Source organism: Virgibacillus sp. (assembly GCF_013393565.1).
Lineage (GTDB): Bacteria > Bacillota > Bacilli > Bacillales > Amphibacillaceae > Virgibacillus > Virgibacillus dokdonensis.
The window spans coordinates 1-11052 of the sequence record NZ_JABXHF010000101.1; the positions used below are offsets into that span (position 1 = coordinate 1).

Here is an 11052-nt window from a genome sequence, read left to right on the forward strand (position 1 = left end):
TGAATAATCTCCGTTCGATGCATAATTCTGTTCCATGGCAGTTGTTATTGCTGGATCTCTTAATAGATCCCCTATTTTTAAGTAGGGGTAGAGAAAATTCGACTGTTTGTAGATGGGGAGTATGCAGCTACGAGCTCTCGCAATTTGGGGTTCGTAAAATGGATATTTATCATTATCTGAAAACCTTTGAAAAGAAAAAAAGGTGCCCTTATTCAAAGTCAAAGTTTGAATAAGGGCACCGACACATATTAAAAATATTTATCACTTATTATATCGGAAAGGAGAAAGATTTTATAGCATTATTCCATTATACAAAGGAAAAGAATAACCTTCCAAAGGTATTAAACGCCATTGAGCGATTGAAGAAAGTTCGTTGTAATTTATATTTTAACCATACTTTGGAGTGAACACAATATAGTATTTACAAAGCCATTTTGTGTGTGCCAAACTATTAGCTTTATTGGCCAATTTACTCACTTTCCTTCCTAAGGCTTGAACAATCTCTATTATAGAACAAAGTGAGTTTTTTGGTAGAACCATTTGTTACCCACCCGCATAGCAGGTGGTTTTCTGTTTCGTATGCTGTCACGAGTTCAACTGACTAAAGTCATAAATAAAAGACAAAAGCGCCTTTTTGGTGCTTTGTCTTAAGTGGAATAAAAAATATCGAGATTTTTGCATCTTACTTATTATTTAAAATTTTACAGATAGATGTTACTCTTTCTACCTCTCCAATTTCTTCCATGTCCTTTTGGGGTTTATTTAACATGTTTATTGTAATTACTATTATACTTGGTATTTCACCAGTTTTTCGATATTCTCCTTCGATTTTCATAGGTAAACATTTAACTTCAATAGTATGTAGTGCATCCAAATCTAGTTTTAAACGCAGCTATTCTATGTCTTTTTAGAATTTATCCCGCATGTAAGGTGCCGTAAGACTCCCACTTTAAGAAACTGAGTTGGTACAAAAGGGGCTAAGTGGGAGAAAACGGCACCTAAATGCCCGATTCGTTCAAGGGCCTTTAGGTCATACCCTTGTGGTACTAACATTCAGTAGGAGAGGAGGAAAACTCCTACTGAATAAAGTTTCATTATCAGAGAATGAACTTTCCGCGATTTCTTCTACAACATCTTTTGGTTTCTCTATCGTTTCACTAAGTTCAAAGAATTCATTGTCAATACGTTCGACAGTATTTTTGATTTTTTAGTTTCAATTTCGCTCATTTCAGTTACCATCTTAAGAAAATTATTTTTATAACTTATATTTTATAATGTCAACTATAACTCTAGCAACAGATTTTGCTCTATTTTTAGAAAATACAACATTTTCATTTCATTACTTAATCACGAAGCGGAAAATATTGATATAAAAAACACTACTTTTTGCAAAAATTAAACAAGTAAAGTTTTTTAAGCATGAGACAATTAAATCATTATAATAAGGAAATAAGGAGGATGTTACTTTGAATTATCATGTCTTACATCCCTTACCTTGATGCCATATATGAGAGAGCTTGAAGAAAATGAGGTTCTCCAAAAAATAATAATTTCCGAAAGGTCAAACAGTTCTTGGGTGAGGGATAAAAAAGGAAATCATTACAATAACATTAGCAATGCAGCGTTATCAATAGGATCCGGTCAAGAAGATATCATGGATCCAGCACTAACCCAATATAAAAAGTTATCTACTGGAATTCTAATGGCGCAAGGTCATGACAAGGCAAATGAACTGGCAAAAAAGCTTGTTAAAAAAATGCCGAGGTATAATATGTTATTTTATTCACATAATGGAACAGGAACTCTTGAAACAGCCCTAAAAATTGCAAGGAAACATTTTTTAGCAAAAGGAAGGAGTGAATAAGAAAAAATTTATTAGTTTAGAAGGTGATTTCCACGGAAACAGTTATGGGAGTTTGTCAGTAACTAATGTTGGTCTCCATGAATTGTTTGGACCAGTTTTAGATGGAAGCCTAAAAGTTACTCCTCCAAACGCCAGTCTTGATAAAGAAAACCTAGAAAAGGACATAGAGAATAAATGCAAAGAACTTATAGACTTAATTAGTTGCGAAGGATCTGAAACAATTGCGGCTATGATAATAGAATCTATTCAAGGAGTATCGGGAGTTCGTATTATCCCCAACGAATATATACAAAAAATTAGAGAAATTACAAGACAGAATGATATCCTACTCATAGTCGACGAGGTAACTACCGGTATAGGAAGATTAGGTGATATTGAATAATATTCCGAAAGAGTATCAATCTTCCTTTAGTCAGGGCATGGCTTTTGGATATGAGGCAAGACGTTTACAGGATAATGAATTTTGGCAAAATTCTATGGATCAAGTTAATGAAACAACAAAACAAACTATACTCTCATGAATTTCAAACGTTGATTATACGAGAGGTGTTATCAGTAATAAGGAAACGAATTTCTATTTAAGATGGCTTGATCTTATGAGGGAAACAATAGAAGTAGATTAAAATAATGTTGGAAACCGAGCTGATTTAATCTAAATTCGAGCGATTTTAATCTAATTGAGTATTTTTTAGTTGTGCGCCCGGCATGTCTAACAACTTGGTCCACTACAGGCTTGGCAGTAGGAACTGTTAGCAGAAGGCATGTCCATCGTGAAAAGAGTTACTGGATAGTGATTTATTTGAGTATTTTGAAATTTTTGGGAATTGTTTTATTCTGTAGAAAAACTTTATTTTTGTTATATCTTAGGGGCTTCCTATTGCTCTAGATGTTTGTGTTTTAAAAATTTTTAAGTATTTTAATATGCAAAACAAGCAGAGATAATTAATCTATTTTAAATCATAATTAGGTTAGACAATAGAAAGGGGTAGATATTATTGAATAGGAAGAAGTTGATTAATTTTGGATTAGTTATATTTACACTGGGAATATTAACTTTCATTTTTTGGTACTTTTTCTATGATACGAAATATACTTTACCAAAAATTGATTTAAATTTAACAGTAGGAGAATTAGGGATTGATTTCACGGAAGAAATTTCAACTAACAGTGATGTCTCTAAAGAAAATTTGATGAAATTAGTTGAAGACAATCCAGAAAATATGGCTTATCTTAATGCTCTTCGACTGAATATGAATGATGATTTAGATAGTTACCTCGAGTTTTTAGAACAGTTAGGTGAGAGTGAAAGAGTCTATCTTCAAAAAGCCCTCGCATATATTGATAAATTACAAAATCCCCAGTTAGGGACGGGAAGATTAGGACAAATATCTAACCAATCAATCAGTGAGCTGGAACAAGTTTTAAGTATCAATGAATACAATTGGTTGGCTTATTATGCGAGAGGACTAAATAACCTATATTGGCCAGTCGGATTAAAAAGAATCGATAAAGCTATCCAGGATCTCGCTTACTGTGTTGCTGTCTCAGAGGAATACGGAAATATAAGTAATCCATTATGGGCTGATGCTTATGTGGCATACGGAGATGCATTAATTAAAGGGGAAGATCTCGATACCGGTTTTCAAGTTTGGAAGGATGGGTTAAAACGCTTCCCAAACCATCCAGAATTATCTAACAGAGTAAAATCTGGAAAAGAAAAAGCTTATTCAGTAGTCAAATCAATTCGGGGAATTGATTCGTTTCAAAGACCAGATGAAAACTTAACAGATTTAAGCATACTTTGGACTAATAAGGAGTGATTGAGATGACTGGTGTAGCCATTTCTGGGGTGGGTATAATATCCTCAATTGGGGATAACTGTAATGAAACTTGGCAAAGTTTACTAGCAGGTAAAAATGGAGCCGGAAAAGTAAAAAAGTTTTCTAATACACCTTTAAAGGAAATATATGCATGCGAAATAGAAAATGTCGATGTATTAGTTAACGAGGATAAAGAAATGGGAAGTGCCACTAACTTATTTTATAAAACTGCAAAACAAGCATTGAGTGACGCGTCTTTAGGATTTAGGGAACCTATGAAGGTAGGATTATCTATTGGTACAACAATGGGAGAAATCGATAGTTTAGAAAGTGAATTATTTAATAAAGAAGAATCGAACGTTATTGGAGGTCCTAATGTTATTGCTGATAAAGTATACCATAAACTTAGATTAAATGGCCCAAAATGGACTATTACCAATGCATGCGCCGCTGGAAATATTGCCATTTCCAGGGCTATGGAAGATATATTAAGGGGTAATGCAGATGTAATGATAGCTGGTGGTGTGGATATCCTTTCCTGGGTAGCATTTTCAGGATTTAATAGTTTAAGAGCATTGAGCCCTAAACTGTGTACCCCGTTCGATAGAAATAGAAAAGGATTATTACTGGGAGAAGGAGCGGGTGTTTTAATTTTAGAAAGTCTAGAACACTTAAAAAAAAGGAAAAAAGGAAAAAGGGCTGTATTGTACGGTTATGGATTAAGTTCGGATGGTCACCATATAACACAACCGGACCTCAAAGGAGATGGTGCTGTTAAAGCAATGAAAGATGCGATAAAAATGGGGAATATTACGGAAAATGACATTGAATACGTTAATGCACACGGAACCGGAACTTTAGCTAATGATCAAATGGAGAATATATCAATTAATAGAGTATTTAATTCTTCCCATCCCTATGTGAGTTCCATAAAAGGGCATTTGGGACATACTTTGGGTGCGGCAAGTGCTATAGAAGCTGCAGTTTGTGTAAAGATTTTAGAGAATGGTGTTATTCCACATACTCAGAATCTAAAAGAGATTGACCCTAAATTTAGTATAAATTTAGTTAAAGATAATCCTATATCAAGCGACATTAAGTATGTTCTATCAAATTCATATGCATTTGGTGGAGTTAATTCTTCCATCTTAATTGGGAGGTAAATATATATGTCTAAATCTAATAAAAGCTACATTACATCTTGGTCTGATTATAAACTAGATCCCAGGTTTCTCATTATATTGTTTTTAGGATTATTTATTATATCTGGTCAGACTTACTTAAACTTTGAACAAGGACTAGAAAACGTTATTGTTGCGATAGCGACCACAGTCATAACTGAAATGATTCTTGGTAGAATCATCTTAAAAAAATGGGTAAAGCCAATTAGCGCTCTCATTACAGGTATGGGACTAAGCTTATTAATAAGTTCCACTTTACTATGGCCATATTTTTTAGCAGGATTTTTATCTATTGGTATGAAATATACCTTCAAATATAAAGGTGGTCATATTTTTAACCCTAATAATTTAGCGGTAGTGCTCATTATAACTTTTTTTCCTTTGTTTGCAACGATAACTCCTAAGCAATGGTCTAACGGCTATATTATGATGTCTATAATAATAGCCTTAGGGTTAATTGTTGTGGTTGTTGCCAAGAGAGCGGAAGTAGCTATTACTTTTATTTTATTCTTTTTGATCATTGGATATTTTAGACATTTATTTTTTGACATACCATTATTAGCGGCAATTGGTCCCATTATGGGAGCTTCCACACAATTATTTATATTTTTCATGATCACTGATCCCAAGACTACTCCGGTAACTAGAACGGGAAAAATTCTCTTTGCTCTTACTATAACAATAATTGACGGAATCTTGAGAGTCAATAGAATTCCTCACGCACCTTTCTACGCGCTATTTCTAACAAGTATTATCTTTATGATTCCTTATAGATATTTTGTTAGTAAACTAAATCAGAAAGAAGGGGAAAACTATGAAGGAAGTAAGTATAAGTGGATTTAATGTTGTTACACCATTTGGTTCGGGGTTCGACAGTCTTCCAGGAGAATCTATTTCAGATTTTATAATATCTAACTGTTTCGAAATAGATGACAATCTGGAGTCTAATTTACCTTTAATAAAGCGTTTCCCCCGTGAGATTAAAATACCTTGTATTTCAATGTATGAGGCAGTAAAAAATGTCGGCATTAATACTAGAGGAGAGAAAAAATATACAGATATCGGGATAATAGTCGGAACTTCTTTTTCAAATTTAAAAGCAATCTATGACTTCTATTTAGATGCTGAAAAATATGGGATAGATAAAATTAATCCTAGATTATTTCCTAATACTGTCCTAAATTCTATTAGCGGATATGCTTCAATGCTTTTAGGAGCTGTAGGTGCAAATATAACAATTTCCCAAGGGGGAGAGTCTGGAGTTAAGTTACTTGAGTATGCAGAGGATTTGCTCAATAGGAACATTTTGAGAAAAGCAATTGTTTGTGAAGTCAATTTAAATGTTCCTACCATTTTTCAACATAGAATTGATTATCAACTTAAACCCGAAAGTATTAGTAGTTTAGTTTTACAAATAAAAGATAAAGGATTGCCTTTAAATGATTTCAAGATTGAACACTATGATTTTAGAGGGAAGCAGTCTTATGCAGTATTGGATATTATGTACCGATTAAAGCTAGCTGAAAGGAAAGTTGTTGGGTAAAGTTAAAACGTTTATTACAGGAACAAGTATATTAGTTCGGCTGGACTGGGTATGAAAGAAGCTTGGTCATCATTTTTAACTCAAGAAATAACCATTCGTAAACGAGATTTAATTTTTAAAAAAAAATGATGGTGAAATATCATTTCCGGTTTATCCCATTAAAAAATTTGATGTTTTCAATTGGTTCACCGGAAGAGAATTAGATAATATAAGAAAGGTTCCATTAAGTGAAGATAAGGATTTTCAATTATTATTGGTTGCTATCAAAGAAGTCATTAACGAATCGGGTCTTGATATTAATAATAAAGACAAAATATCTATTATATTAGCCCACGAAAACCCTGGAGTTAATAATTTAACAAACAAAATAATTAAAAACCCATTTAATCAAAAGCAACATAACCCAGAAATGTTAGAAAGAATTTCAAGAGGATTTTTTTAACATACAAACATTCCCACATCTTTTTTATCTATCTAAAATATTTGGTTTTGAAGGGCAAAATTATGTTGTAAATAACGCATGCGCTTCTGGTAGTTACGCATTGGACTTAGCTCAATCTTTAATAAAGAGTAATAAAGCGGATATTGCTTTAGTTGTTTCTTCTGATTATGCTCATCCAACGAAATATCTATGGTTAAAGCAAAAAGGATTTTGCTCAATTGAAATTGATATGACCGAGGGGATAATTGAAAAATCCTTTTTAAAAAAATTCTTTTAAGACGAACTGGTACTGCACAAGAGGTTTCCTCCTGTATTATGCTTTTACTTTCCGATGCATTATCTTATATAACTGGTAAAGTATTAATACCTGATGGACGTATTATATAGTATACGAATAAAATTAAGGAGACTATAAAATGAAAAACCATAAAATATTATTTCTTATTGTAGGTTTGTTAATTTCTGTAGGTTGTACCGCGATAAATACGGATACAGCTGGACAATCCAAAAAACAAAAACATGATATAACCTTCAATTATACGGATATTACGGCCGAATCAAATGTTGATTTTAATCATTTAAAGCCGACATTTGACCCTAAGGTAGATAATATTATGCCATGGCTTGCCTCAACTGGGGCTTCAGTTGCTGTGGCAGACTATGATAATGATGGCTATTACGATTTGTATTTTACAAATTCGAAAAAAGGCAGTGAAAATGGTCTTTACAGAAATAAAGGGGATGGCACTTTTGAGAAAGTAGATAGCATAACTACAGATATAAACCACGATAGTGTCTCAACTACAGCCCTATTTTTTGATTACAATAATGATGGGTACCCTGATTTATTTGTAGGTAGTTGGGGGTATAGTAAGCTGTTTAAAAACAATGGAGATGGAACCTTCACTGATGTAACAGAAGAAGCAAATACTACTAAGTTTGGTTATGCCGCAAAAGCAATAGCATTAGACTATAACAAAGATGGTCATCTAGATCTTTATGTTGCCAATTATTTTAGAAGTGAAAACAATTTATGGGACCTTGAAACTACTAAAATTATGCACGATGATTTTGAAACAGCGGTAAATGGTGGGAAAAACTATCTTTATAGAAATAATGGGGACGGCACTTTTACCGAAGTTGCGGGTGATCTAGGTGTAGATGACACTGGATGGACCTTATCTACTGGATCGGTTGATTTAAATCATGATGGATATCCAGATATTTATAATGCGAATGATTTCGGACCAGATTCTTTATACATTAATCAGAATGGTGAGGGATTTAAAAGGGTTACTCAACCAAATAATTTTGGGAATGACACCCATAAAGGTATGAACGTGGATTTTGCTGATATTTTTCATAAAGGCGAATATGGTATCTATGTGAGTAATGTAAGTAAGGATTCTTACATTATAGAAGGAAATGATTTCTGGTATCCTAATGAAAACGGAGAATATGAAGAAATAGCTGATAAATTAAAGATCAATTATGCAGGTTTTTCATGGGGAGCTAAATTCTTTGATGTTAATAATTCTGGAGAATTTAGTCTAGCGGTTACCAATGGCTTCATAACTGGAGAAAGCGATGATGATTATTGGTTTGATTTGGGAACCCTTGTAACTACTCCTGGAAATGTGGTAGAGGATACTAAAAATTGGCCTACTATTGGGGATAAAGATTTGTCAGGTAATGAAAATAAATTCTTATTCTTAAATCCGGGAAATGGAAAAGAGTTCATAGATGTTGCGGAAGAAGCGGGGATTAATTTTACTAGCGATGGGCGAGGAATATCTGTAGTTGATATCGATAACTCAGGAGAACTTGATTTAGTTTTTGCTAATCAAAATGCTCCAGCAAAAGTATATAAAAATAATATTTCAAATGATAATAATTGGATAACTATTGAACTTGAAGGAAGTCCACCAAGTAATAGAGATGCCATAGGAGCAAAGGTTACTATTATTACTGAGGACAAAGAAACATTAATTGAACGGGATGGTGGTAATGGTTTTGGTGGTCAAAGCGATCCGCGTATACATTTTGGTACTGATTCAAATGAAGTCATTAAAGAAATTAAAATAGTTTGGCCAAGTGGACGTGTTCAATCATTAGAAAATGTTGAAACTAATCAATTCCTTTCTATTAAAGAAGATGCATCAATTCCGATGAAATAATAATTTAAAAGGATGTTGACTAGTGTGAATAATTACCTAGATTATTTACCTCAGAAAAGCCCATTCAGGTTTATAGATGAGGTAATTGATTACAAACAAGGGAAATATATGATGGCAAAACTATATTCGGAGTCATTGCCACAAGAAATTACCAAGGCAGCTGAATTCTTCTCACCATCATTTATTACAGAGGCATTAGCCCAATTAGGGATAATATTTATACAATTTGAAACTGAACCATTAAAAGAGAATGAACTTCCTGTATTAGGGTCAATTAAGATGGAAAAATTTAATTCCGTTATTTTAAAAGTCTCTTGTATTGATTTATTAATAAAAAAAGTAAAAGTATATAGTAACCATGCATTATTAGAAGGTATAGCCACAGTGAAAGGACAAGTTATTTGTAATGGACAATTTGGGGTAGTTAAAAGTTTTAAAGCAAAGGAATGATAAGATGCAGATAGTTGATAATAACCTTTTTACAAAAGAATATCATCAAGCATATGATTATAGCTCCTATTATACAGGAAGAAAGATACTTGATATTTTATATCATGTAAACCTTATTTTGGGACAAAAAACATCATTCACTAGAGAAGAAGTCTATAATAATACTGAGTGTATGCCCAATTTTATACCAAGCGTTAATTGGGCTTTAGATTTTTTAATTCAAGAAGGGTTTATTGAGAGAAAGAAAAATAAATTTGTCTTGATTAATCAACGTGATTCACCCAAAATGCCTATGGTTGACTTAGATGTATCATACAAAATGATAGATTATGTTAGCGAGAATTGGCTAAATGTTATTAAAGGTAATATCTCCCCAATTAAACTATTTTTGGGGAAAGATGGGAAACGGTTATGGAAAGAATATTTTGGAGAGAATAACTATTTATATTACGTTCATAATGCATGGATTGCCAGTTTCCTTACAAAACAAAAATCGTTGAGCGATAAGGAAATTCTAGAATTAGGTGCGGGTTTTGGTTCAGGTACCAAAGCAATTACGAGAGATATTGTTGATAAAAGATATAAAAACATACAATATTATGCGACGGATATTAGTAGAGTTATGTGTAAATACATCAAAAATGAAATTCCATATAAAGACCTAAATACATTAGTTCTTAATTTTGAAAAAGAAATATCTTTACAAGTGAGTAATAAAAAATTTGATTATATAGTGGCCATAAATGCTTTACATTGTTCCAACGATATTCTCTATACATTAAACAGTATTAAAAACTCATTAAAAAGTGGTGGATCACTTATTATTTCCGAATGTATTAGAGATAACACGTATCCACTAATGCATCAAGAGTTTATTTTTAATCTCTTACCCGGATATACCCAAAAAAAGAGCAACAAATACTATATTAAGGGATTCTATTATGAAAAAGAATGGTTAAATGCTTTTGAGGAAAGTGGTTTTTATGGTATAGAAATATACAGTAATCCTGGGAATAGAAAGTTAGGGGCAATTTTAAAAGGGATGAAACTATCATGAAAAATAAGAACCACCTTCCGAAACCACTCAACCAAATAGATAAATTTGAAATTATAAATGATAGTAAAATAATCATTTATAAATATGTTTCGGAAGGAGATTACTTTTTACAAGGACATTTTCCAGAAAAAAGTATTTTTCCAGGATTATTAATGGTTGAAGCTATTAAACAATCTATTGAGCAATTTTTAAAACTACGGGAATCTGACTATTCTTTTAGAAACGTTTCAGCAAGATTCTTGAAAATAGTTTCACCAGCAGACATATTGAAATTTGTCCTCAAGAAAGAAATGGTATCCAAAACAGAAATTATAATTAATTGTATAGGAACAGTGGAGCAGGATAAGGTTATGGCATTCAAAGCAAATATAATAATAAATCCCTTAAGAGGAAAGTAAAAAAAATGATAATACCAAAAAATTGAAAGAGTCTACCAAAAAATTCGAATTAGATAGGAATCATTAAGATCTAGCTAAAAAATGATAGGGAGTGTCAATAATTTTGTGTAAATGACAATC

13 protein-coding genes and 2 pseudogenes are annotated in these 11052 nt (G+C 32.5%); 14 read left to right on the forward strand and 1 reads right to left on the reverse strand.

Going from position 1 to position 11052, the window contains the following annotated elements:
• Nucleotides 1-158: 158 nt before the first annotated feature.
• Nucleotides 159-368: pseudogene (locus tag HLX49_RS17240) on the forward strand (IS21 family transposase); the annotation flags it as partial.
• A gap of 25 nt (nt 369-393) precedes the next feature.
• Here HLX49_RS17240 and HLX49_RS16135 read toward each other — a convergent pair.
• Nucleotides 394-468 (reverse strand): annotated as a pseudogene (locus HLX49_RS16135) (IS200/IS605 family transposase); the annotation flags it as partial.
• Nucleotides 469-1507: 1039 nt separating this feature from the next.
• On the opposite strand from HLX49_RS16135, the gene HLX49_RS16140 reads away from it, so the two are divergent.
• The 13 genes from HLX49_RS16140 to HLX49_RS16195 all read left to right on the forward strand — a co-directional run bounded on the left by HLX49_RS16140 (nt 1508) and on the right by HLX49_RS16195 (nt 10932).
• The gene (locus HLX49_RS16140) at nt 1508-1864 is read left to right on the forward strand and encodes an aminotransferase class III-fold pyridoxal phosphate-dependent enzyme (protein ID WP_296363167.1); all 357 of its coding nucleotides are present in this window, start codon (nt 1508-1510) and stop codon (nt 1862-1864) included.
• Nucleotides 1857-2246 carry an aminotransferase class III-fold pyridoxal phosphate-dependent enzyme gene (locus tag HLX49_RS16145; RefSeq protein WP_216482653.1) on the forward strand — a complete coding sequence of 130 codons (390 nt, stop codon included), beginning with the start codon at nt 1857-1859 and terminating at the stop codon, nt 2244-2246. Before HLX49_RS16140 ends, HLX49_RS16145 begins: the two co-directional genes overlap by 8 nt.
• A 613-nt stretch (nt 2247-2859) precedes the next feature.
• On the forward strand, nt 2860-3684 hold the full coding sequence (locus tag HLX49_RS16150; RefSeq protein WP_216482655.1) for a tetratricopeptide repeat protein: 825 nt from the start codon (nt 2860-2862) through the stop codon (nt 3682-3684).
• Nucleotides 3685-3689: 5 nt separating this feature from the next.
• Entirely contained in the window at nt 3690-4847 is a 1158-nt protein-coding gene (locus HLX49_RS16155) for a beta-ketoacyl-[acyl-carrier-protein] synthase family protein (protein WP_296363172.1), read from the forward strand.
• Nucleotides 4848-4853: 6 nt separating this feature from the next.
• Nucleotides 4854-5708 carry an RnfABCDGE type electron transport complex subunit D gene (locus HLX49_RS16160; RefSeq protein ID WP_296363174.1) on the forward strand — a complete coding sequence of 285 codons (855 nt, stop codon included), beginning with the start codon at nt 4854-4856 and terminating at the stop codon, nt 5706-5708.
• Nucleotides 5680-6408: a beta-ketoacyl synthase N-terminal-like domain-containing protein gene (locus tag HLX49_RS16165; RefSeq protein WP_296363176.1), complete on the forward strand. Its 729-nt coding sequence runs from the start codon at nt 5680-5682 to the stop codon at nt 6406-6408. The genes HLX49_RS16160 and HLX49_RS16165 overlap by 29 nt, the downstream gene beginning before the upstream one ends.
• Before the next feature lie 253 nt (nt 6409-6661).
• Nucleotides 6662-6850 carry a hypothetical protein gene (locus HLX49_RS16170; RefSeq protein WP_216482659.1) on the forward strand — a complete coding sequence of 63 codons (189 nt, stop codon included), beginning with the start codon at nt 6662-6664 and terminating at the stop codon, nt 6848-6850.
• 37 nt (nt 6851-6887) lie between these two features.
• Nucleotides 6888-7127, forward strand: coding sequence for a beta-ketoacyl synthase N-terminal-like domain-containing protein (locus HLX49_RS16175; RefSeq protein ID WP_296363181.1), 240 nt, complete (start codon nt 6888-6890; stop codon nt 7125-7127).
• Nucleotides 7128-7165: 38 nt separating this feature from the next.
• Nucleotides 7166-7237 (forward strand): hypothetical protein, encoded by a 72-nt coding sequence (locus HLX49_RS17165; RefSeq protein ID WP_367112763.1) that lies wholly within the window; start codon nt 7166-7168, stop codon nt 7235-7237.
• Between the two features lie 29 nt (nt 7238-7266).
• Complete coding sequence (locus tag HLX49_RS16180) at nt 7267-9027, forward strand: CRTAC1 family protein (protein ID WP_216482660.1); 1761 nt, start codon at nt 7267-7269, stop codon at nt 9025-9027.
• Nucleotides 9028-9051: 24 nt separating this feature from the next.
• Complete coding sequence (locus HLX49_RS16185) at nt 9052-9477, forward strand: 3-hydroxyacyl-ACP dehydratase FabZ family protein (RefSeq protein WP_216482661.1); 426 nt, start codon at nt 9052-9054, stop codon at nt 9475-9477.
• 4 nt (nt 9478-9481) lie between these two features.
• Nucleotides 9482-10534 carry a class I SAM-dependent methyltransferase gene (locus HLX49_RS16190; RefSeq protein ID WP_216482662.1) on the forward strand — a complete coding sequence of 351 codons (1053 nt, stop codon included), beginning with the start codon at nt 9482-9484 and terminating at the stop codon, nt 10532-10534.
• Complete coding sequence (locus tag HLX49_RS16195; RefSeq protein ID WP_216482663.1) at nt 10531-10932, forward strand: ApeI family dehydratase; 402 nt, start codon at nt 10531-10533, stop codon at nt 10930-10932. Before HLX49_RS16190 ends, HLX49_RS16195 begins: the two co-directional genes overlap by 4 nt.
• Nucleotides 10933-11052 lie beyond the last annotated feature (120 nt).

What these genes read in the sequence shown, in the direction of transcription:
- HLX49_RS16155 (WP_296363172.1), top strand. Translation starts at nt 3,690, where the DNA reads ATGACTGGTGTAGCCATTTCTGGGGTGGGTATAATATCCTCAATTGGG.
- HLX49_RS16160 (WP_296363174.1), top strand. Translation starts at nt 4,854, where the DNA reads ATGTCTAAATCTAATAAAAGCTACATTACATCTTGGTCTGATTATAAA.
- HLX49_RS16190 (WP_216482662.1), top strand. Translation starts at nt 9,482, where the DNA reads ATGCAGATAGTTGATAATAACCTTTTTACAAAAGAATATCATCAAGCA.
- HLX49_RS16195 (WP_216482663.1), top strand. Translation starts at nt 10,531, where the DNA reads ATGAAAAATAAGAACCACCTTCCGAAACCACTCAACCAAATAGATAAA.
- HLX49_RS16165 (WP_296363176.1), top strand. Translation starts at nt 5,680, where the DNA reads ATGAAGGAAGTAAGTATAAGTGGATTTAATGTTGTTACACCATTTGGT.
- HLX49_RS16180 (WP_216482660.1), top strand. Translation starts at nt 7,267, where the DNA reads ATGAAAAACCATAAAATATTATTTCTTATTGTAGGTTTGTTAATTTCT.
- HLX49_RS16140 (WP_296363167.1), top strand. Translation starts at nt 1,508, where the DNA reads ATGAGAGAGCTTGAAGAAAATGAGGTTCTCCAAAAAATAATAATTTCC.